Genomic DNA, 22,295 nt, shown 5'->3' on the forward strand with positions numbered 1-22,295 from the left:
CGTACTCCTTGCAGCAAGTACCCGGTGACGTCTGGCATTCCGGTTCGGCCAGCCAAATCTTTCCAGCTGCTTCGTTTGGCGTCGATGCCGAATGTCGCAGTTCCCGCCGATGCCAATTGCGACGAAGCAGTGTCGGGGCCAGCAGTGTCGGGGCCAGCGGGCTCAGTCGGTCCCTTTTCGGCTCGCCATTCTGCCATCGCGGCCGGGTCCCACCAGATCGCTTCTCGTGCGAGCAACACGTCGCCGAATCCGGCGTAGTCGCTGTAAAGACGAAAGTTGGGGCGTGAGATGACTCGTCCAAGCGTCCGCAATTTGTCGCCTTCGATCAGAATCCCGGAGGATTGGTCGTAGGTCGGCATGACCGCTTGTTCGATGTCGCCGGAGAGGTTTTTCGCTTTCATGGTCAACGAATCGCGAAAACGGGGGATCACCCATTCGCGATTGGCTAGCTGGACCGAGATGATTGCGAGCGAAGCGATGACCATCGGTCGGAGGATCCGCCCGTGGGAAACTCCCGCTGACAAAGTGGCGGTCAATTCTCCCGTTCGCCGCAGCCAACCGGCGGTGAAGAGGAACGCCATCAGCGTGATGATCGTGCCTGTCATGTCGAAAAGCAGCAGCAGGTACGGCCCGTAGAACTTGGCCAGCACCAGCGGCAATGAATCGCCGACCTTGGATTGAGCGATCAGATCGTCCATCGCTGTGAAGGCGTGAAACACGATGAAAATGCCCGCCAACGACAAAAAGCACACGCAAACGGTGCGCAAGAAGAGGATCAGGACATAGCGATCGATCTGGGTCACGATGCGGCGGGCTGGGTCTTGAAGGCGAACCGGGCTGTTGAGAGCCAGGCTTCGAGATATCAGGTGAACGAGAGAAAACGGATTTCTCCCGTCCCGCCTCACCATCGCATCCAACCCACCCACGCCTCAAGATCAATCGTCGGTGGCTGAATTTGTAGCACGGTGGTCACCACCGTGAGATTGCGCTCGGCTGGCTGGGAGGCCCCAGCCAGCTACGGGGTTTTGCTTGCTGAGCTCGGGGCGGTTTGAGTCAACCGTCCCTTGCTGAAATGCGCGGACGTTGGGGAACCAGAATCAGGGCACCTCAGTCTGTGACCAACCTGTAGCACGGTGGTCTCCACCGTGAGATTGCGCTCGGCTGGCTGGGAGGCCCCAGCCAGCTACGATTTGGTTGCGATGGCTGGATCAGTCGACCAGTTGGGCGCCGGGGGGCAGTGGGTCGGCATGGATGATCACGTCGCCTTGCGAGTCAACTCGATTCGATTGGTAGGATCGAGGTGCGAATGAGTCGCTTTGGATGACTCCGCCGTATCCATCAGTGGGATAGCCACTGCCGGGGACGATGGTTTCACCGTAACCGAGCGTGCCGCTGCCGAGATACGGGTCGACCGAGCCTTCGTAGTAACCTGGCATGCTGGCACTGTATTCACTGCCGCATCCGTCGCCGACATAGGCTTGCGGTGCTGGGCAGGTCGAGCAGGTTCCCGCGGAAGCTTGAGGTGCAGCGTAGGGCGCATAAGCAGGTGCGGGCGCATAAACCGGTTGTTGTGGGATCATCGGTGGAGCCGCGACGGCTGGGCCGCGATTGAATAATCCACAGGATCCCGTGTTGCAACCGCCAGAGCTTGGTGCGGGCGGTGGAGCAAACGGGTTGACGGCGCGACCGATCGCGCTGGCTCGATTGCAAAGACCACAGTTTGCACCACGGCCGAAGAAGAAGTTTCTCATTCCTGAGCAGCCGGTCGAGGTAACCGTGACCGTCACGAGCATCAGGAGCGTTAGAGTTCGGATTGTCATCAGAGTTTCCTTGACTGGCAAAGCAGGCGGATCGGGCAAGGTGGACCCAAAGGGAAAACCGAGCCTAAACGTTGGCCTTGGCATCAAGACCACTCAAAAGTAGGACGCTCTGCGTGTTGTGCAAATGCAACACGCTAATTTTGGGCAACAATTTGTTGACAAAACGCCACATCCCACCTTCAGAAGGGCTGTGGTAGCTTGGATGCCCCGCACGATTCATACGACCCGTTTGATTGTTCGCATGATGCAGCTCCCTCACTTTCACGACCACAAGTCGCTGATGAACGACAACGCCATCAGCCGATCATCCGGTTCCTCGATTCGCGTCATCGCGGAACGGGGCACGCCCTCGCGTGCGATCCCGCCTTGGTCGCTCAGCGTCACAGCGCTCAAAATCACAGTGTTCAGCATCACAGCGTTCTGCATCACGCTATGCGGTGCGATCGTGTCACCACCGGCTCCAGCCCACGCGGGCCAGCCGTTGTCGTTTGACACGAGCAGCTTCTCAAAGCCTCTGACTTTGTCCGAGTCCAGCCATTGGACATCAAGCGAAACGATCGCGGCGAAAGATGTCGCCGAGCTCGAGCAGGCAGAAGAGATTGAGCGTCAGGCGGAAATGCAATTGGACGCGTCTGAGTCGCTGACGTCCGTCCGTCCAGCCGCGGACGCCGTGATTCATCCGTCGTCGATGAATCCGCCGGGATCGTTCACCGTTCCAGCACCCTCCAGTTTGCAGCGGTGTTTGTCGAGCGATCGCTATTGGTTGATCAGCACGCGCCACATCACCAGCACGGCTTGTCGAGCTAACCTGCAGAATCCCAACCTGCGTATCTCGCGGCTGAATCGTTGCGGTCGAGTCACCCCGTCCAGTCTGGACGAATACCTCGCGACGTTTGATCCCAGTCGCCCGCGAGTCATCTATGTACACGGCAACCGCCGGTCCGCACCGCTGGCCATCGAACGCGGTTTGGATGTCGCTCGCGAATTGGAATCGAACCGCTGCGGCCAAGTGCCGATGGATTTTGTCATCTGGAGTTGGCAGAGCGATCGTGAAACGTTCGCCATCACGGATGCTCGCATTAAAGCTGAACGCACCGACGCCCAAGGTTTGTATTTGGCGTGGTTGCTGCATCGTCACGTGGACGCCGCTCAGCCGACGGCGTTGATCGGTTTCAGCTTTGGTGGCCGCATCGTGACAGGCAGCTTGCACGCTTTGGCGGGGGGCACGATTGGTCGTCGTCGATTGAGCGAAGAGCCCGTGATGGCCGCCAATCTCGATGTCGGTTTGCTGGCTCCCGCGATCCAGAGCGATTGGTTGATGCCGCACGGGTACCACCGTTTGGCGACTCAAAACATGAATCGACTGGTCCTGCTGTACAACCAACGCGACGCAATCCTTAAGAACTACTGGCTGCTTTCGCGAATCCGTGGCACACGTGCTCTTGGGTACACGGGCCCAACGCGGTTTGCGCCTCGATATGACGGATCGCCGCTGCCGGTTCGTTCGCGGGATTGTTCACCGACGGTCGGAAAGGCTCACTCAGAAGAAGATTACTACAAGCGATCGTGTTTCGCCGGTCGCGAAATGGCGACGTTGCTGACCAGTTGCCAGCAAATTGACTGATTGGCGGTTTTGGTAGGCGGACGGTTGGTCTCATCGGCCGCAACGCGTCAGCGTCCGGTTCGTGGTTTGTTGCCGTGTGGTGACGCTCATCGGCTGGCTGTTGAAATCCCTGCAGCCCGAACAGTTTGACTAAGCCGAGGATTTTGCCTGTTGGTTGCGACGCGCGAAAGTGCGAACGCGTTGTACCGGACCGATCGATCGCGACGATTCGATGGGTGTCGCAAAGGATCTGCGACGTTTACATCGTTCGGTTTCGCAGGATGCAGTGCCACCAGTCTCATGAAAGTCAACTCACTTCACGCGTCGGTTCCCGTATTGTTGGTTGCGATGTTGGCTGGTTGGGCCAGCAACGAGTGCCATGCCGATTGGCCCTTTCCGCTGTTGCGTCCCGACGGAGCTCAGCGGATCGATGTGATCGGACCGGTCGGTAGCCGGATGCCAGAATCGTATCGACGCCAATACAACCGTCCGACTTACCTAGGTGGCAAGACCGCAGCGATCATCGCTCCGTCCAGCCAAGAAGCACGCGCGTGGCAACGAGCCGATGCGTTGGGGTTGTATGACAACAATGGCATCAAAGGAGCACTGAACGGCAAGCATTGCCCGCCCCAGCGAGTCGAGCAACACTACTTCTATCCCAAGCCTTGGGAAGTTCTGACCGTTGGGCCGCGTCGATCGCGATCGGCCGATGCCGACGACGTCGATCGCTATGAAGAACCGGTATTGATGAAAGAGGTCGCCCAGGAATTGGAAGAAGCGGAAACGCTTGATCGCCCCAAACCCGACGAACTGGAATCGATTTTGCCGGAGCCTGAATTGCAACAACCTATTCAAGACCAAGACGCCGACACGCTTGACTTAAACGACCAGTCGTCGCTTCCAAGTCTGATTCGCGATCCCGTCTTTGTGGCTCCCGTCAGCGGACTGATCCACCGCTAGTCTGCGAGCGTTCGAGCGGGTGGCATAGGCTTCCAGCGTTCTGTCCGCGCAATCACGGCCTGGAAGCCAACGCCACTTTTGGCGAGCCTTGCCCTCTTTTCCGGGGAATTCTCGCTCAACCTTTGCTTGACCAACAGGGAAACCGCCACTAACCTGTGCGTAAGCGGGGATTCACCCCGCTCCCGCCTGCCACCTCCCACACGGCTACCGAATCAGTGTCTCCCCGGGATTGATTCGGATCGGCGATGATTTTTCGTCCCCATGCATTTGCTTGGAAGGAAATTCGTCGTGATAGATATTTCGTTGGTCACGCTGTCCAAACAGTCACCGCGATCCCCACTTCCCCACTTAGCCGTTGCGGGACTCTTCTTTTTCTCTGCCCTCGGTTCCCCACCGAGTTCGGCAGCGAATGAGCCCGATGCGGGCAACGTCAGTTTCCACGACGACGTCTTGCCAATCTTGCGAACCAATTGTTTTGGGTGCCATCAAGGTGCCAAGCAATTGGGCGAATACGTCATGACTGACTTTGACGCGTTGATTCGCGGCGGGGAAAGCGGCGACGCAGCGATTGTTCCGGGCGACGCCGATTCGAGCTACTTGGTCTCGTTGATCACGTCGCAAGATGGCGTTGCAGAGATGCCCAAATCGCCTCGGAAACCTTTGCACGAAACCGAGGTCGAAACGATTCGGAAATGGATCGGACAAGGTGCCGCGAACGATTCGCCCGAAACATCCGGTCCACGGTTTGATGCGGATCATCCGCCAGTCTACGCCGGGCCGCCGACCCTGCCATCGATCGATCTTTCGCCCGACGAGCAAACTCTCGCCATCGCGGGCTATCACGAAATCTGTCTGCTAGACGCCATTTCGGGCGAGATGCAAACTCGGTTGGTTGGCATCTCGCCTCGCATCAACTCCGTGCGTTTTTCACCCGATGGATCACGCATCGCGGCTGCCGGCGGCACACCTGGCGAACTCGGTGAGCTTCAAATTTGGAACGCATCGACCGGCGAGCTAGAACTTTCGCGGCAGGTCACCTACGACACGATCACTGGTTTGTCGTGGTCGCCCGATGGATCCAAGATCGCGATCGGAGCGAACGACAACACGGTGCGAGCCTTGGACGCGGCCAGTGGCGAACAAGTCTTGTTCCAAGGGGCTCACGAAGATTGGATTCGCGACACCGTGTTCACGCCGGACGGCAAGCACTTGGTTTCGGTCGCTCGCGACATGACGTGCAAGTTGACCGAAGTCGAGACCGAACGCTTTATCGACAACGTCACGTCCATCACACCGGGAGCTCTCTCTGGCGGCCTGTCCAGCGTCGCAATGCATCCTTCCCGCGATGAAATCGTGGTCGGCGGGGCCGATGGTGTGACCAAGGTCTATCGTGTTTTCCGTCAAACCAAACGACAAATTGGTGACGACGCAAACTTGATCCGCAATCTGCCGCGGTTGAATGGACGCATTCGCCAAGTCGTTGTGAACTCAGCCGGCGCGCATCTCGCCGCCGTCGCAACGATCGACGGTCACTCTGAACTGAGAGTTTGGAAGTATGACTTCACCGGTGAATTGACCGACGAACTTAAAGCCATCCTCGGTAAACGCGTTGCGAATCGTTCGGCCGAAGAAAAGAAGAAGGTCGACGAATCGGTCAATCAGACGACCACGCAAACGGTGCACTTCGAACTGCCCGAAGCGGCCGCCTATTCATTGGAATTAACCAATGACGGCAGTGTTTTTGTTGCCGCAAACGATGGACAAATTCGATACCTCGACGCAACCGGAAAATTGGTTCGAACCTTCCACGCGGTGCCGCAGTCTGGAGCGGAAGGGCGCGAGCCCTCCGGTTCCACTGCACCGGGCGGCTTGCGCCGCTCCGCTAAAGGCGAAGGTCCTCTCGGGACCGATCGCGAGCTGGACTTCTCATCCACCGCCAAAACTGACGATTTACCTTCCGAATCGCCGGTCAATCTGTCGGAACTGGTCGAACTATCCGTTGTTCCTGAATCGATTTCGCTGACTTCGCCGTACGACTACGTTCAACTCGTCGCCATCGGGAAACTGCGAGATGGATCGACGGTCGACGTGACGCGTCAAATCACCGTGTCAAAATCTGATGCCTTCGCCAGTCTTCCTGGTGGGCTGATTCGTCCTCGAAGCAATTCCGTTGGCGAAGTCACCGTCAGCTTTGGATCGCACCAACACACGCTGCCGATCGAGATCACCGGTCAAGGCGATGCCTCCGTCGACTTTATCCGCGATGTTAATCCGGTGTTGTCTCGTTTGGGATGCAACCAAGGCACCTGCCACGGAGCACAAAAAGGCAAGAACGGATTTCGATTGTCGCTGCGAGGTTACGATCCCATCTTCGACATCCGAGCCCTGACGGATGACTTGGCCGCGCGACGTATCAATCCATCGGCTCCCGACGATTCGATGATGCTTCGCAAACCGCTGGGCACCACGCCTCACGAAGGCGGCACGCTGATGATGAAGGGCGATCCCTATCACGCGGTTTTGCATCGCTGGATCGCTGACGGTTCCAAACTAGATTTGCAAACGCCACGCGTCGCCTCGCTAGAGATTTCGCCACGCAACCCCGTCGTTCAGTCCACTGACGCTCGACAACAGGTCCGCATCGTTGCGACTTATGCCAACGGCGACATTCGAGACGTCACGCGGGAAGCGTTCATCAGTTCAGGCAACACCGAAATCGCGACCGCGAAAACTGGCGGGTTGCTTCAGGCCGTTCGGCGTGGTGAAGCACCCGTGCTGGCTCGTTTCGAAGGTGCCTACGCCGCCACGACGTTGACCGTGATGGGTGACCGTTCGGGATACGAACAAGCCGAAGTGGATACTTGGGGGCGGATCGATGAGTTGGTCGCTCAAAAGTGGGATCGAATGAAGATCATTCCCAGCGACGTTGCCAACGACGCCACCTTCCTCCGCCGAGTGCACTTGGACCTGACTGGATTGCCTCCGACCAGCCAAGCGGTTCGCGAATTTTTGGCGGATGAGACGCCTAGCAAATTGAAACGCCAAGCCGTGATCGATCGCTTGATCGGCAACGAGGACTTCGTCGAATATTGGACGAACAAGTGGGCGGATCTGTTGCAGGTCAACCGCAAGTTCCTCGGCGTCGAAGGCACGAAACTCTATCGCGATTGGATCCGCAAAGCGGTCGAGGAAAATCGTCCGTACGATGAGTTTGCCTATCAAATCCTGACGGCGTCTGGTTCCAATCAAACCAACCCCGCCGCGTCGTACTACAAAGTCCTCCGGACTCCCGAGGACACAATGGAAAATACGACGCACCTGTTCCTTGGCATTCGATTCAATTGCAACAAGTGCCACGATCACCCATTCGAACGCTGGACCCAAGACCAGTATTACGAACTGGCGGCCTACTTCGCCAAAGTCGATCGAAAGAAGGATCCAGATTCCGGCAATCGAAAGATCGGTGGCACGGCGGTCGAAGGTGCCACGCCGCTGTTCGAGATCATCGCCGACTCGGCTGATTCCGAAGTCCAACACGCTCGGACGGGCGAAGACGTTGTGCCGTCGTTCCCTTACGAATTGGCCGGCAACACCGACACTGAAGCTGATCAGCAGACTCGAAGTGCGTCATCGGACGGACAAACATTGGTCTCAAAATCCGACGACGCACCGACACGACGTGAGGAACTGGCGAACTGGATGACGGATCCAACGAATCCGTACTTCGCACGTTCTTACGTCAACCGCATCTGGGGCTACATGACCGGTGTTGGTTTGATCGAACCAATCGATGACATCCGGGCGGGCAACCCGCCGACCAACCCACAATTGCTGGACTACCTGACCGACGAGTTTATTGGTTCGAACTTTGACACCCGACACTTGATGCGTTTGATCGTCAGTTCACGAACATATCAGTTGTCGGTTGAGTCCAACCAATGGAACGAAGACGATCACCTGAACTACTCTCACGCGACGCCGCGACGTTTGCCCGCCGAAGTGATTTTCGACGCGGTCCATTCGCTGACGGGTGCCACCAGCCAAATCCCTGGCATGCCAGCTGGGACACGGGCCGCCGCTGCGACGGATTCGGGTGTGGCGTTGACCGACGGATTCCTCGCGAATCTTGGTCGTCCTGTCCGAGAGACCGCGTGCGAATGTGAACGAGGCACGGATCTGCAACTCGGTCCAGTGATGGCGTTGATCAGTGGTCCGACGATCGGTACCGCAATCAGTGACCCAAAGAACGAACTTGAAAAGATCGTCGCTGAAAACTCCACCGACGAAGCTGTCACGGAAGAAATTTTCTTGCGAGCTTTGGGACGCTACCCGAGCGACAAAGAGCGAGCCGCTTTCGCGACGATTCATTCGCAGATCGCTGGCGACCACGAAACGCTGGTTCAACGATTGGCCGATGCCGAGGCGGCTTGGGCGGAGCGTTTCCCCAAGTTAGAAACGTCTCGCAAGGAGATGTTGGCGAAGCTCGCCAAGGACATCGAAGATCGACGTGCGGAAATCGCTGATGAACGAGCCAAGATGGAAGCCGAGCGGCAAAAGAAGATCGATGAGGCTACTCAGAAGCTTGCGGATCAAGAAGCGAAATTGCCCGAGTTGGTCAACGCGTTTCTGAAGGAGAAGAAGGCCGACACGGAATGGCATCCTTTGACACCGACCGCACTGTCCGCGACCAACCAAGCGACGTTGGCGGTCCAGCCCGACCGCAGCGTTCTGGCGAGCGGGAAGCAGGGCAAAGGTTCCTACATTGTTGATTTTGAAACCAACCTGACCGGCATCACTGGTTTCCGTGTGGAAGCATTGACCGACCCAAGCCTGCCGCAAAACGGTCCCGGCCGCGCGGGCAATTTCGTGGTCACGGAAATCACCGTTCGTGCTGGCTCGGCTGCGGCTGGCTCGGATGAGGCTGATACCAAACCCAAAGATTTGCCTGCGGTCAAAATTGCCCGCGCGTCAGCGGACTTCTTGCAGAACGGTTTCAAGATCGAAAGCACGTTCGATGGAAATGCGGGCAACCAATCTGCCTGGGCGGTTTCCGGAGCCAATGGACACGAGCACTGGGCAACGTTCCAGTTCGCCAAGCCGATCGACAGCGAAGGCAAAACACGTCTGCGATTTGAATTGGCGCAAAACCACAACGCAAAGGATCACCAACTCGGTCGGTTCCGCATCAGCGTGACCACCGACTCAGGCGAAATCCCATTGGGATTGTCAGAGACTTTCGCGGCCGCGGAACGCACTCCGGCCGACCAGCGTGGCGAAGCATTGTCCAAGGCGATCGATCAGTACGTTTCCACGCTCAACCCCGTTTTGAAGTCGGCTCGTGACGGACTGAACCAAGCCAAACGTCCGCTGCCGGAAGACGAGCAAATCGTCGCTCTGCAAAAGCGACTGAAACGCTTCGAGGCCGAAACACCGATCGACCCGTCATTGGTCGAACTGCGAGCCAACGTGGAACGGTCCAAGACTCAACTGGGCAGCATTCGCCTGACTGCCGCGGAAGACCTGGTCTGGGCTCTCGTCAACTCGCCCGCCTTTTTGTTCAACCACTGATTCGTCGCCACCAATCTTCGAGAAAACAATGTTGTCTTTCAAAGGCCCGCGTGCCAAAGATCTTTGCGACCCTCATTTGGGCGAAACCCGGCGTGCGTTTTTGCGAGTCGGTGGTGCGTCGCTGTTTGGATTGTCGCTGCCACAAATCATGCAGTTGCAATCGAACCAAGCTCAGGCTGCTGAGGCGACCGGCAAAGCGGACGCTCACCACAGCGGTGGACCGGGGTGGGGCAAGGCCAAGTCGATCATCATGGTCTATCTTCAAGGTGGCCCGAGTCACTTGGATTTGTGGGACCCCAAGGAAAACGTTCCGGACAACGTCAAAAGCCAGTTCAAACCAATCTCGACCAAGATTCCCGGCGTCAAATTCACAGAGAATCTGCCGCGATTGTCTCAGGTGAACGACAAGTTCACGATGATTCGGTCGATGTCGTACACGCCCAACGGTTTGTTCAATCATACCGCGGCGATCTATCAAATGATGACGGGATACACGACCGACAAGGTCAGCCCATCGGGACAGCTTGAACCGCCATCGCCAAAGGACTTTCCGAACTTTGGCAGCAACATCGTCAAGATGAAGCCGCTCGACGAACCGATGTTGCCGTTCGTCATGCTGCCGCGTCCGTTGCAAGAGTCCAACGTGGTCGGCAAAGGTGGCACGGCTGGTTTTCTAGGTAAAGCGTTTGATCCATACACGCTGTATCCACCCGGCGATGACATGGACATGGACAAGCTGCAAAAGATTCGCACGGATGATCTGTCGCTTCGCGACGAGGTCTTTGATGTTCGTCTGCAGCGGCGAGCCAATCTGCGTCAGGCTTTGAACGAGCAAATGCCCGTTATCAACGAAGCGGTTGAAAAGTTCGAGCTGGACCAAAACTACGACCGAGCACTCTCGTTGATTTTGTCCGGTCGTGCTCGCGACGCGTTCCAGTTGTCCGCCGAAGACGATGTGCTTCGCGACGCTTATGGTCGCAACTCATTCGGTCAAAGCTGCTTGCTCGCTCGTCGTCTGGTCGAGGCTGGCACGCGAGTCGTCGAAGTCATCTGGCCCAAGGTCGCCAACAGTGACAATCATTCCTGGGACCATCACTCGGGGCTTTCCAAACGGATGAAGGATCAATCGGCTCCGATGCTGGACAACGGGTTGACGACCTTGATCGAGGATTTGGACCAACGTGGCATGTTGGAAGAGACCTTGGTCGTCGCTGTTGGCGAATTCGGGCGCAGCCCACAGCGTGGTGTCAGCACGTCGGGCAACAACAACTCCGACGACGGTCGCGATCACTGGCCCTATTGCTACACCGCCGTGGTTGCGGGTGCGGGCATGAAACGAGGTTTTGTCTACGGAAAGAGCGACAAGACCGCATCGGCACCTGTTGATAATCCGGTGCATCCCGCCGAGCTCCTCGCAACGATCTACCACAGCTTCGGCATCGATCCTGAAACGATCGTTTACAACCACCTCAACCAACCCCGCGAGTTGGTCAAAGCACAGGCAGTGACGTCGCTGATGACTTGATCGGTTGGTAACCGGAATTCGCCAGAATTCGGACGCGTCACTAGAAAGAGAACGTTAACCGTCTGCTTGCGCCACCGAATTCTTGGCGAATCCGGCTACGGTTGGCGATTGCCGTAGTGGATGAGGTCACGAATCCTCGAGCGTGGGACTTGAGCATTGGACTCGTTGCCTCGTCCAGTACCGAAGTTGATTTGATGAAGTTGGTGGCAAGAATCAGTTCAACTGGCACAATCAGTTCAACCAGGCCGGACGTGGGGCGACTGCAAGGGATTCCGTTTTTCATGACGTGCTCGCTCGTTCGGCGGAGCAACAACTTCAATGGTCAACCTGTTGAATTTGATTGCTTCCACTTTTCCGAGTGTTTGAGCCGTGTCTCCATCGTTGTTTTTCGCTGCCATCTTCTGTGGAAGCTGCTTCCTTCTGTTCGTGGGTAGCGCCGACGCGATCGAAGAATGGGAATGGAAACGACTGACGCGAAAACGGCTTCCGAAACTCCGCAGCGGCAAAGCGTTTGATGCTGCTTCCGCGAGGTCGGTCGATCAGTCCGCCGCGGCGTCGAAGACCGATGTGACCAAACACCCGAACCGATGGAAAGGTTGGCGATCGGCGAGCGTGCAATCGGTCAAAGATGAATCCCCGGATTGTCGCTCTTTCGTTTTCGTTCCGACCGACGGCGAACCGTTTCCACCATTCTTGGGCGGCCAGTATTTGACCGTGCGATTGAACGATCCTTCGACGGGCAAGAACGTTTCGCGTTGCTACAGCCTTTCGAGCGGACCCGATGAACCGCACTACCGAATCACGGTGAAACGGGTTCCGGGCGGGACGATGAGCAACTTGCTGCACGACACAATCGATGTGGGCGATCGGATCGAGATCCAAGCCCCCAAGGGCAAGTTCCATTACTCGGTGGAAGCGAGCCAAAGCCAGAGTCCGGAACCACTGAACTTGATCGCGGCGGGCATCGGGATCACGCCCATGCTTTCGATGCTGTTTCAGAGTCTGAATGAGCGGATGGACCGCGAAGTCAATTTGTTCTACCAAGTCCGAAATGCAGTCGACGCACCCTTCCTGGCACCCATTCGCGAGATTGCGAAAATGCTGGAGGCCACGACCGGCGTTCGTGTGCATCTTTGGTTCAGCAAACCTGAAGATGATGATCTACGACCTGGGGATTCGATCGGACGATTGTCAGCGGAGCAGATCGTGGATCGTCTCGGTCATCACCGCGGCGAATATTTGATCTGCGGACCGGACGTGTTCATGAATGCGATTGCCGAGGGATTGATCGATTGTGGAGCGTCCGCGAATCACGTGATGTTCGAATCATTTGGCGTGAAGTCCAAGTCGGCGGGAGCGTTGGCGGTCCCGGCCTGCGACTCTTGTGTTGATGAGTCAGACGCCAATGAGACTGGATCAGACGATTCGATTGGCTGTAACGTGACGTTTCAAACCAGCGAGAAGTCCGCCTCGTTTGAGGCTGGGATGGACGGACTGCTGGACGTGGCTGAATCGCTGGACGTGGATGTCGACTCAGGGTGCCGCTCGGGTGATTGTGGTGCTTGCGTCCGTCGTTTGCTCTCGGGCGAAGTGAAGTATGCCGAGCCGCCGGAATGCGACGTGGACGAAGGCGAAGCGGTCCTGTGCGTTGCCAAGCCGGTCAGCGAAGTCGTCGTCGACGCGTGATCTCATCCCGTAGGCCAGGTTCCACCTGGCGATGGTTGCAGGCCGGTTGAGTTTGCATCTCAATCGAACGATCGTTCGCGAGGACGCCTCGCTTGGTTCCCAAGCATCGGCGTGGTTGCCATGTGGAACATAGCCTACGGGGTGGGCGAGCATCGGCGGGGAAGAAAACGGTTTGCCGATTTAGGCGGTGCTTTTGCTTAGCAGCCAATCGGCCAGTCTTGGTGAGATCGCGTTGATTGCCATCAAGGCTCGGACCTTTGGTGGCAACACGATTTCAATCTTGCGTTTTTGGATGCATCGCAAGACAGCATCCGCGACGTCTTCGGGTGGCAATCCCTTCAGCTTGGCACCGCCGCCGGGTTGAGCTGCCGTGGCGGGAACGCCGGCTTTCTTGTCGGTTTGGTAGCGGTCGATCGGTTGATCATCATCGCGGCGAATGGGTCCCGGACACACCACGCCGACATGGATCCCGTCCGCTTCCAACTCCATTCGAAGTTGTCGCGAAAATCCGACTAGAGCGTGTTTCGCGATGACGTAGCCACCGAGGTAGCGCGGTGCGACTCGGGAGGCAAGCGAGCCAAGGTTGACGATCGTGCCTCGCGATTTCTTCAGTTCTTCGTAGGCGGCATGGCAACATGTCCATGCAGAGACAACATTGTCGCGAAACATTGATTCGAGTTCCGCGGCACCGCTATTGATCAGCAGCCCACGGTCGCTGCGTCCGACAACGTTGATCAAAACGTCCAGCGATCCAAATTTCGCAACGTGATGTTCGACCAATAAGTTCATCGCGTCCGAATCGCAAGCGTCACCGGCGAAGGTGTTGACATTCTCGCCACTGAATTCGCTCGCCAGAGTCGTTGCCGCTTGGTCCAGCCGTTCTGGATTGCGTCCCAGCATCGTGATCGAATAGCCCTCGCCGAGCAGACGACGACAGACGTGCAGACCCAGGCCCGCGGAAGCTCCCGTGACGATGGCCGATGCTGTCTTCGTCGGCGAAGTCACACCCATTCTTGCGTGGTGGGTTTGATCACGATTTCGGGCACACAAGCTCGCGGTGGCAGCTGGCAAATCGACAGCACGACCGACGCGATGTCTTCCGGCTGCAGGATCGATTCCTTGTGCTCTTGGCTGACCGGTACGGGACGGTTGTCCAAGATCGGCGTGTTGACTTCGCCCGGATAAACGTTGGTGATTCGAACGCCTTCGTGACGGACTTCGTTGGCGACAGCGGTGCCCATCGCGGTCATCGCGAACTTGCTGGCACAGTAAACGACTCCGCCCAGCGTGATGGCTCGTTTGCCGGCCACGGAGGAAATGTTGATGATCAGGCCATCGTGCCGGTCTCGCATCGCACCGATGACTTGGTGGATGCAGCGGTAGGCACCGGTGGCATTGATTCGAAGAACGCGGTCCCACTCATCTGGATCCATTTCCGCCATGGTCCGTTTGGCGATGTTGATCCCGGCGCTGTTGACCAAGATGTCCACGTCACCGACGTTCGTTCGGACGTCTTGGAAGAAAGCTTCGATGCTTTCGTTTTCGGCAACATCGATGGTGTGCGTTCGAACAGGGTTGGGCGAATCGATCGACCCGGCGAGTTCTTTCAGGGGTGCCTCACGACGGCCACCGATCGTGACTTTCGCACCCGCCATCGCCAATTCGCGAGCGATCCCTGCACCGATTCCGGTGCCTCCACCGGTGATGGCAACGACTTTGTCTTTCAAATTCATGGTGGAATGCAAGTTGGGGGGATGATGCGTGGGGGAAGTTTGATTTTCGATTTGCGGCGGGCATTTCGCAATCCCCCCTTGGCGACACGGTTATAGTGAGGATGCTTGTTTTGCTCCCCCCTCACTCTTGTTTTCCCACAGGAAAATCGATGTCACGTTTTTTGCTTCTCACGCTCGCCCTGGGTTGTCTGATGAATGCTCCTCAACCTGTTTCCGCCGCTGACTCCACCGCGGATCACGAATGCGTGTTGGCTCACGAGGCCAAAACCATCGAAGGCAAGGAAGTGGATCTGCACGACTACGAGGGCAAAGTCGTCCTGATCGTCAACGTCGCCAGCAAGTGCGGCTACACCAAGCAGTACGCTGGATTGCAATCGCTGTACGAAGCCCACAAAGACGACGGGTTGGTCATCCTCGGATTCCCTTGCAATCAATTCGGTTCGCAGGAACCAGGTACGAACGCGGATATCCTGGAATTCTGCAGCGCTCGGTACAACGTCACGTTCCCAATGATGGGCAAGGTCGACGTCAATGGCGATGACGCGTCGCCTTTGTACAAGCAGTTGACCAGCGTCGAAGCCAAACCGGCTGGCAAGGGTCCGATCAGTTGGAACTTTGAAAAGTTCTTGATCGGTCGCGATGGTCAAGTTGTTGGACGCTACAAATCAAGGGTTGCGCCATCGGACGAAGAATTGGTCTCGGCGATCAAGTCCGCTTTGAAGGGCTGATAGCGAGACGTCAGCGCAAAAAAAACGGGGCGAACTTGTCATGCAAGTTCGTCCCCATTTTTGTTTGATCGCGTAGATTCCACAGGAGCACCCCGGTGACTTCGTGGCCGGTGATCCGTTGTTCGGTCGGATGTCCGGATCAACACGGCCGACGAAGTCGGTTGAGGTCGCTTTGTGGAGAGCGTTACGTCAGTGGTTCTCTGGGTAGCCCCGTCGTAGGGGGCCCCCGGAGATCCGAATTCAATTAGCAACCGCAAGCTGGTGCAACATCGCATCCAGCGTCGCAACCGCAGTCGTTTCCGCAGCCACATCCGTGTCCGCCGAGGATGCCCTTGAGCAAGCTACGGATAGGACCAGCCGAAGCAGGTGCACATGCTGGAGCACAAGCGTCTGCACAAGGATCTGCACATTCGCAAGCTGGAGCTGGGCAGCAAACAGTCACTGGGACTTGCTTGCAGACAACTCGTGGCACGCAACGAGTCACGGTGTAAGGCTCGCAAACTTTGCGGCACTTCTTGACCTTGATCGTTTCTTGGTAGCACTCTTTGCGGCAAGTCGTGTGGCACACGGTCTTGGTACGGCATTCTGGGACCATCTTGCAAACTTTGTACTCGCAAACTTTGGTGCGGCACTCAGGAACCATCTTGCAGACGGTGTACTTGCAAACTTTGGTGCGAGGCTCGCAAACCATCTTGCAAACGGTGTAGTTGCAAGTCTTGGTGCGGCACTCAGGAACCATTTTGCAGGTCGTGTAGTTCACAGTCTTTTGACGGTTTTCGCAAACCATCTTGCAGACTTTGTACTCAACGGTCTTGGTACGGCACTCAGGAACCATCTTGCACACGGTGTAGTTGCAAGTCTTGGTACGGCACTCAGGAACCATCTTGCACACTTTGTACTCAACGGTCTTGGTGCGGCACTCAGGAACTCGACGGCACACGGTGTAAGGGATTTCACGAGTACGGCATTCTGAGACATACTTGGTGCAAGTCACTTCTTTTTGCTCGCAAGTTGGGACCCAGACTTTCTTGCAGATCGTCTTGGGGCAACCTTGAACGCATTCCACTCGGCATTTGCCGGGGCAGTACACGGTTCGGCAAGTTGCTGCATCGAAGTACGAAGTACCGGGCTCACGCACGGTGCGACGAATCATCGGTCCAGGAACGGTTTCCGTGACAGTTTCCCAGTGTCCACCTTTGACCGTGATGGTCTTGGTGTACGTTTGAGGAACGCTGACGCGGTAGGTTTCCGTGCGAACTTTTTGTTCTTGCACGGTGTTGTAAACCGTGTAGTTGATGTTTCGCGTACGAGTTTCGTACGTTGGCACCATCACGGTGTAGTTGGTCACTTTTTGACGAGTTTCGTACACAGGTTTGTTGACCGTGTAGTTGATCGTCTTCGTACGAGTTTCGTACACAGGTTTCTTGACTGTGTAGTTGATCACCCGTTGGTGCTGTTCGTAAACAGGCTTGTTAACGGTGTAGTTGATCGTTTTCGTACGTGTTTCGTACACAGGTTTCTTGACTGTGTAGTTGATGACCTTTTCACGAGTCTCGTACACAGGCTTGTTGACTGTGTAGTTGATCGTGCGTTGGCGTGTTTCGTACGACGGCACCATGACCGTGTACTGAACTTCTTTTTGGTGAGTCTCTGGAACCATTCGCGTACGGTTGACCACTTGGTCTTCGAAGTACACTTCGTTCCGTGTGCGGTAGCGAGTCTCTTCGACTTGCTCCATCACAGTTTCGCGAACGGTTCGCATCACGGTGTATGAGCCACCGGCGACGGCGGAACCGTCAGCGACAACCGAACCACCAGCGACAGCTGAGCCTTCTGCCATTACCGATCCATCGGCAACAACGGAACCACCACAGCTGCTACAACCTTCGTAGCTGATCGCGCCGCTGTAAGCAGCGTGAGCAGCATTAGCGCCCGAGACGATCGAGATGATCATCAATGCAGGCAACAACCACAAACGTTTCATCGTAAGTTTCTCCACAGGTAACAACGGGACGTTGTATGAACGCAGCTTCCTTTGGCCTGCCGGATACCCCCCGGCTTGACCTCTAAACCAATCAAAACCCAGACTGCTAAACCGATCCGCTGCCTGATTCACTGTCACGGTCGTGCAGATTGCCCGTCGACTGAACGAAGGCCGAGGCTGCGGGAGTGAGAGCGGGACGGCCCACACGTGGGCCAGGGAGGGTCGGTAAGGCTTCACTTACCAGCCGGTCAGAGATAAGCTGTGCCCAATGCGTGTGAGGCACAGGCGAGAACTCTGCGGACTAGTAAAACTGATCTTGATGCACAAACTTCATCGTCTGCGGAACACTCGTTGAACAAGCAAACAGGGCAGTCCTGGCAAAACGGAACGATTGGGTCGTCAAGTCCTACCGACCTTGCAGGTTGTTCCAATCGCAACGACTGTGCGGCTGGATCATGAATATGAACACCGATCACGAAACGAGCGATTCAGGTGGTTCCGATGAGGGCGATCGTAGGGCCGAATTGTCGACTCCCGCGGTCGGTCGATTGTCTCTTTACTACCGCGAATTGCACCGGTTGCTGGCTTCGGGAGAGACCTCCACGAACAGCCGCGACCTGGGTGCGATGGTCAACGTTTCGCCCGCCGTCGTTCGTCGCGACCTCAGTTCGATTGGGTCAATTGGCCGCCGAGGTGTCGGATACGACGTGGCAATTCTGGCTGAACGGATTGGCGCGGTATTGGGGTCGGGCGTTCAGTGGAAAGCGGTGCTGATTGGCGTCGGTTCCCTGGGCAACGCGCTGTTGCGTTACCGCGGTTTTGAACGCCTGGGGTTCTCACTTGCGGCGGCGTTTGATACCGACCCAGCGAAGTATGGACACGAGGTCGGGGGCACGACCGTTCGTTCGCTGGACGATTTGGAAGAAGTGCTGGCGACCGCGAAACCGGAACTCGCCATCTTGGCGGTCCCGAGCGAACAGGCCAGCCAAGTGGCAACGCGAGTTCTGGCCGGCGGAATTCAAGGCATCTTGAATTTCGCACCGACGACGCTTCGCGTGCCACCGGGAACAGCCATCATCAATGTCGATCTGGCCAGTGAGCTGCAGCAACTGGCATTTCGAATTCAGAACCGCTGACGGGTTGAGCACGAGCACGAGCACGAGCACGAGCACGAGCTAGAAGTAGAAGCTAGAAGTAGAAGCTAGAAGCTAGAAGCTAGAAGCCGGCGACCCCGTCGCCTCTACTCAGTCGTCGACGCGGAGCATTGGGTTCCAGTTGCCGACTTTGTATTCCGTCCGTTTTCCGGAGGCGGGCATTCCTTTGGCCATCTCAGCTTTCAGCTTCTGAGTCAGCTCGCGAATGACCTTGGCGTTGTTGGGATCGTTCTTTCTTTCGCCGTGTGCCAGGTTGGTGAACTCGTCGGGATCGTTTTGATGATCGTAGAGTTCGGTTCCTCGTTTGCCGTCGTCCCAAAGTGTCAATCGATAACGCTCCGTTCGAATGGAATAGCCGTAATACCGTTGTTTGGCTTGGCGATCATTTCGCGCGACCATCGACATGGAATAGCCGCGACCCGTTTCTGATGGATCACGCAACATCGGCACGAGCGATTGTCCTTGCATCAATTCTTGCGTGGGGACGTCGCACAGCTCAGCGAGTGTCGGATACAAGTCGACCAGGCCAACAGGTGACTTGGCGATCGCACCTTCCGTGCGTCCTGGTTCCGCGATGATGAGCGGCACGCCAGCGACTTTGTCGAACAAAGCCTGCTTTTGCCACAATCCTTTTTCGCCAAGGAAGTAACCGTGGTCGCTGGTGAAGACCACGATCGTGTTCTTGTCCAAACCGGTGCGTTTTAGCGTGTCGAGCACCTTGCCGACTTGCGCGTCCATGAACGTTGTGCTGGCGTAATAAGCCTGAATCGCTTGCCGTCGCAGTTCATCGTTGAGTTGATCTTGTTCCTTCTTCTTGCTCAACAGAGCCGCGGCGGGGACGTCCGCGTTGTCTTCTTCCACGTTGTCGAACAAAGGCATGTCTTCCAACTTGTATGGCTCGAAGTATTCCTTCGGCGCGACATAGGGTGTGTGAGGTCGATAGAAGCCGACGGCCAAGAAGAACGGTCGGTCGTTGCGTTTGGCACATCGTTCCAAGACCCACGATGCATCATCGGCGAGCATTCCGTCGGTGTGAGCTTCATCGGGGCGAGGGGATGCGTACCAAGAGAGTGTTCCGCCGAACGCACCTTTTCGAAGCGTGAAGATGTCTGGTTCTTCGATCAGTCGATCGCAACCGGCAGGGTTCAGTTCCAATTCCCACGACGCGGGATCGTCGTGGCCGTTGGTTCCGACCGACTTGGGAACGTTGTAGTGGTACAGTTTGCCGACTCGTCCGGCGAAGTACCCATCCAAGCGAAATGCTTGCGGAAGCGACCAACGCTGGGGGATGGAATCACGGAAGATTTGGGCGTTGCCGTGAATGCCTGTCGTGTCGGGATAGAGACCGCACAGCATTGAATTGCGTGATGGGCCGCAGAGCGGGTATTGGCAGGCGGCGTTCTCGAACAAGACACCTCGAGCGGCCAGGCGATCGATGTTGGGTGTTTGAACGATCGGATCGCCATAACAACCGATGCGCGTGTTCAGGTCATCGGAGATAAGAAAGAGAACGTTCTTACGCTGGCTGCCTTGTTTAGCATCCGGCTCTTGCCCAAATGCAGTTGGGGAACTGAAGGCAAAGCCGAGTAAGAGTCCGAGACAAAGGATCCGTTTGATGAACATCAATGCAACTTCCGCACGAGGATTGAGACTGGTGCAGCAAGTATAAACGAGCGAAACCCACGACGTTGGGATTCAACATCGTGGGTTTCAGCTTCGAAGCGATGATGTCGATTCGCGATTGGCGGCGAATCGTTTTGGCGCCTTCTAGCGTTGAACGCTCTTGTCTTCGGGACGCGTGGCCAATTGAGTTTCAGCATCCATCGCGGCCGGATCCAATCCAGGATTCATCTTTGGATAAGCCGATTCAGGGACCACATCGACGGCGACAATCGATTCGATTCCGGTGGCCGTGTCCAAGCTCACGAGCCCATTGGGAATTCCATCCGGCGTGGGTGCCGGGATCGCGTCGCCATCGACCAACATAGTCGGAATGGCTGGTGCCGACTCAGGTGCATCCGGTGCGGTGTCGGGCGTGGGTGCGGGAACCAAATCGCCATCGACCAACATGATTTCGATGATCGCCGAGTTGGGCAACTCATCGGGAACCGCGTCCGGAATCGGAGCCGGAATGACTTCGCCGTCGACGACCATCGTGTCGATCGAGTGGACGGCGTCCGGCTCCGCATCGGCGACCGGTTTCGGCACCGGTTCGCCATCGACCAACATCATCGGGACTGGTGTCGCAACGATCGACGCCAAGTCGTGGGCGACGACATCCAACACGTCCGCTTCGATGCTCGCCCGCCGACGCGAGACATCTGCCAACAATCCACCCAATTCACGCGGCGTGAAGCATTCCGCCTGATCCGCCAACTTGCTGATTTGCCAAACCGCTTCATCGAGCAAGCAGTCCGGTGACGACTTCACCACCTGGGCTTGGTGAACGTCGCCTTCATTCAAATCGTATGGCAGATACGCTTCTTCCAACGTCACGATGACGGGCGAGCTTCCCGCCAAGCGATCGATGTCTTCCTCGACAACTTCGGGTTCAGTCGCGGACTCAGCCGATGTCTCGATCGCGGGGGGCGAGTCGATCGCCGGGGCCAAGAAGTCATGCTTGGCGATGAAGGGCAAGATCACCGAGGGCTGAGTGACATCGAAAGGTTCTTCCGCTGCGAGAGCAGCCAACTCTTCGCGAACGTCGATCGTGAATTTGTGAGGCGTCGGGGTTGGCTTCGATACTTTTTCAACGACTTGGCTTTGCAGCACGTTCTCGTCGGAGTCGACTTCCGGTTTGGATTCATCCAACCACCAACGGTTCAGAGCGACCGCTTGAGCCAAGGCTTCGTCGTCGGCGACGGCTGCTCCGACCGAAGGATCCAGTTCGCCGGCAACCGGTGGCAACTTTGCTTTGGTGCGAATCATCGCGAACGGTTCAAGGAACTGTTCCAGAGGAATGCCGATTTTGGCTGCGGTCGAAGCAGCGACGGCGGCCAGCATTTCGTTGAAGTCAGATGACGTGCGTCGAACGCTGGTGGTTTGAGCGGGAGCAACGTCAGTGTCGGCTGCGGCGAGTTGCAGTTCAGCGTTTGTTTCGGCGTCGTCCGTGGCGGGCAGGTCGGCTTCTGCGGGAGCGGCTTCAGGGGAAAGGTCGACGGTGACGGTTGGGATCGAATCGTGCGTGCCAGGAATCGCGACGATCTTTTGCTGGGCTTGGTCGGTGGCGGCTGCTTCGGTTGGCTTGGCGGATTCGTCGGTCTTCTTTTCGGTTTCGTCTTTGGCTTCTTCAACGACGACAGGTGTCGGATCGATGGGGGCGGCTTCTTCGTCAAAGCGATGGACGAGAATCGAGATGCCGCCGGTCAGAGCCGTGTCCACTCGCTTGGCGTGGGCGAGTGAGGGGGCCAGTCCCGCAGCGAAGACTGAACCGGCGATTGCGACCGACAAAGCGAGGCGTTTGGCGGTACTGGAACAATGACGAATGGGGGAAAGAGTTTTCATGATTCTATTTGGGCCGGAGGTCAGCGAACG

Annotated in this window: 14 protein-coding genes; 7 read left to right on the forward strand and 7 right to left on the reverse strand. The window is 56.9% G+C overall.

Features of this window, described 5'->3' with window-relative positions; translation table 11 throughout:
- Both RE6C_RS04015 and RE6C_RS04020 read right to left on the reverse strand, forming a co-directional pair.
- Positions 1–803 (reverse strand): LptF/LptG family permease (locus RE6C_RS04015; protein WP_008654087.1); only part of this gene is annotated, 803 nt, incomplete at its 3' end.
- A 405-nt stretch (positions 804–1,208) separates the two neighbouring features.
- A complete protein-coding gene (locus RE6C_RS04020) occupies positions 1,209–1,751 on the reverse strand; it encodes a hypothetical protein (RefSeq protein WP_039961154.1) in 543 nt (180 codons plus the stop codon).
- A 271-nt stretch (positions 1,752–2,022) separates the two neighbouring features.
- Here RE6C_RS04020 and RE6C_RS04025 point away from each other — a divergent pair, with 271 nt between their 5' ends.
- The 5 genes from RE6C_RS04025 to RE6C_RS04050 all read left to right on the forward strand — a co-directional run bounded on the left by RE6C_RS04025 (position 2,023) and on the right by RE6C_RS04050 (position 13,162).
- A complete protein-coding gene (locus RE6C_RS04025; protein ID WP_008654090.1) occupies positions 2,023–3,444 on the forward strand; it encodes a hypothetical protein in 1,422 nt (473 codons plus the stop codon).
- Positions 3,445–3,723: 279 nt separating this feature from the next.
- The gene (locus RE6C_RS04030) at positions 3,724–4,383 is read left to right on the forward strand and encodes a hypothetical protein (protein ID WP_008654093.1); all 660 of its coding nucleotides are present in this window, start codon (positions 3,724–3,726) and stop codon (positions 4,381–4,383) included.
- A 261-nt stretch (positions 4,384–4,644) separates the two neighbouring features.
- Positions 4,645–9,951 carry a DUF1549 domain-containing protein gene (locus RE6C_RS04035; RefSeq protein ID WP_008654094.1) on the forward strand — a complete coding sequence of 1,769 codons (5,307 nt, stop codon included), beginning with the start codon at positions 4,645–4,647 and terminating at the stop codon, positions 9,949–9,951.
- A 28-nt stretch (positions 9,952–9,979) separates the two neighbouring features.
- A complete protein-coding gene (locus RE6C_RS04040) occupies positions 9,980–11,476 on the forward strand; it encodes a DUF1501 domain-containing protein (RefSeq protein WP_008654098.1) in 1,497 nt (498 codons plus the stop codon).
- A gap of 369 nt (positions 11,477–11,845) precedes the next feature.
- A complete protein-coding gene (locus RE6C_RS04050) occupies positions 11,846–13,162 on the forward strand; it encodes an FAD-binding oxidoreductase (protein WP_039961148.1) in 1,317 nt (438 codons plus the stop codon).
- 180 nt (positions 13,163–13,342) lie between these two features.
- Here RE6C_RS04050 and RE6C_RS04055 read toward each other — a convergent pair whose 3' ends face one another.
- Together RE6C_RS04055 and RE6C_RS04060 are read right to left on the reverse strand one after the other, a co-directional pair.
- Complete coding sequence (locus RE6C_RS04055; protein ID WP_008654104.1) at positions 13,343–14,173, reverse strand: SDR family NAD(P)-dependent oxidoreductase; 831 nt, start codon at positions 14,171–14,173, stop codon at positions 13,343–13,345.
- The gene (locus RE6C_RS04060) at positions 14,164–14,895 is read right to left on the reverse strand and encodes an SDR family oxidoreductase (RefSeq protein ID WP_007340751.1); all 732 of its coding nucleotides are present in this window, start codon (positions 14,893–14,895) and stop codon (positions 14,164–14,166) included. Before RE6C_RS04060 ends, RE6C_RS04055 begins: the two co-directional genes overlap by 10 nt.
- 149 nt (positions 14,896–15,044) lie before the next feature.
- Between RE6C_RS04060 and RE6C_RS04065 the strand changes: the two genes are divergently transcribed.
- Positions 15,045–15,623, forward strand: a complete 579-nt coding sequence (locus RE6C_RS04065; protein WP_008654109.1) for a glutathione peroxidase — start codon at positions 15,045–15,047, stop codon at positions 15,621–15,623.
- Positions 15,624–15,867: 244 nt separating this feature from the next.
- Here the strand turns inward: RE6C_RS04065 and RE6C_RS04070 are convergent, their stop codons facing one another.
- Positions 15,868–17,607 carry a hypothetical protein gene (locus RE6C_RS04070; protein ID WP_008654110.1) on the reverse strand — a complete coding sequence of 580 codons (1,740 nt, stop codon included), beginning with the start codon at positions 17,605–17,607 and terminating at the stop codon, positions 15,868–15,870.
- Positions 17,608–18,062: 455 nt separating this feature from the next.
- Between RE6C_RS04070 and RE6C_RS04075 the strand changes: the two genes are divergently transcribed.
- Positions 18,063–18,743 (forward strand): redox-sensing transcriptional repressor Rex, encoded by a 681-nt coding sequence (locus RE6C_RS04075; RefSeq protein ID WP_039961155.1) that lies wholly within the window; start codon positions 18,063–18,065, stop codon positions 18,741–18,743.
- Between the two features lie 108 nt (positions 18,744–18,851).
- Here RE6C_RS04075 and RE6C_RS04080 read toward each other — a convergent pair whose 3' ends face one another.
- Positions 18,852–20,384, reverse strand: a complete 1,533-nt coding sequence (locus RE6C_RS04080) for a sulfatase (protein ID WP_008654117.1) — start codon at positions 20,382–20,384, stop codon at positions 18,852–18,854.
- A gap of 144 nt (positions 20,385–20,528) precedes the next feature.
- The gene (locus RE6C_RS04085; protein WP_008654118.1) at positions 20,529–22,265 is read right to left on the reverse strand and encodes a hypothetical protein; all 1,737 of its coding nucleotides are present in this window, start codon (positions 22,263–22,265) and stop codon (positions 20,529–20,531) included.
- Between the last annotated feature and the right edge of the window lie 30 nt (positions 22,266–22,295).

It is taken from the genome of Rhodopirellula europaea 6C, assembly GCF_000338295.1.
In the GTDB taxonomy this organism is placed as follows: Bacteria; Planctomycetota; Planctomycetia; order Pirellulales; family Pirellulaceae; genus Rhodopirellula; species Rhodopirellula europaea.

Bases quoted from the DNA above. Each gene is read 5' to 3' on its own strand.
- RE6C_RS04020 (WP_039961154.1), bottom strand. From the start codon at position 1,751: ATGAGAAACTTCTTCTTCGGCCGTGGTGCAAACTGTGGTCTTTGCAAT.
- RE6C_RS04025 (WP_008654090.1), top strand. From the start codon at position 2,023: ATGCCCCGCACGATTCATACGACCCGTTTGATTGTTCGCATGATGCAG.
- RE6C_RS04030 (WP_008654093.1), top strand. From the start codon at position 3,724: ATGAAAGTCAACTCACTTCACGCGTCGGTTCCCGTATTGTTGGTTGCG.
- RE6C_RS04035 (WP_008654094.1), top strand. From the start codon at position 4,645: ATGCATTTGCTTGGAAGGAAATTCGTCGTGATAGATATTTCGTTGGTC.
- RE6C_RS04040 (WP_008654098.1), top strand. From the start codon at position 9,980: ATGTTGTCTTTCAAAGGCCCGCGTGCCAAAGATCTTTGCGACCCTCAT.
- RE6C_RS04055 (WP_008654104.1), bottom strand. From the start codon at position 14,173: ATGGGTGTGACTTCGCCGACGAAGACAGCATCGGCCATCGTCACGGGA.
- RE6C_RS04060 (WP_007340751.1), bottom strand. From the start codon at position 14,895: ATGAATTTGAAAGACAAAGTCGTTGCCATCACCGGTGGAGGCACCGGA.
- RE6C_RS04065 (WP_008654109.1), top strand. From the start codon at position 15,045: ATGTCACGTTTTTTGCTTCTCACGCTCGCCCTGGGTTGTCTGATGAAT.
- RE6C_RS04070 (WP_008654110.1), bottom strand. From the start codon at position 17,607: ATGAAACGTTTGTGGTTGTTGCCTGCATTGATGATCATCTCGATCGTC.
- RE6C_RS04075 (WP_039961155.1), top strand. From the start codon at position 18,063: ATGAATATGAACACCGATCACGAAACGAGCGATTCAGGTGGTTCCGAT.
- RE6C_RS04080 (WP_008654117.1), bottom strand. From the start codon at position 20,384: ATGTTCATCAAACGGATCCTTTGTCTCGGACTCTTACTCGGCTTTGCC.
- RE6C_RS04085 (WP_008654118.1), bottom strand. From the start codon at position 22,265: ATGAAAACTCTTTCCCCCATTCGTCATTGTTCCAGTACCGCCAAACGC.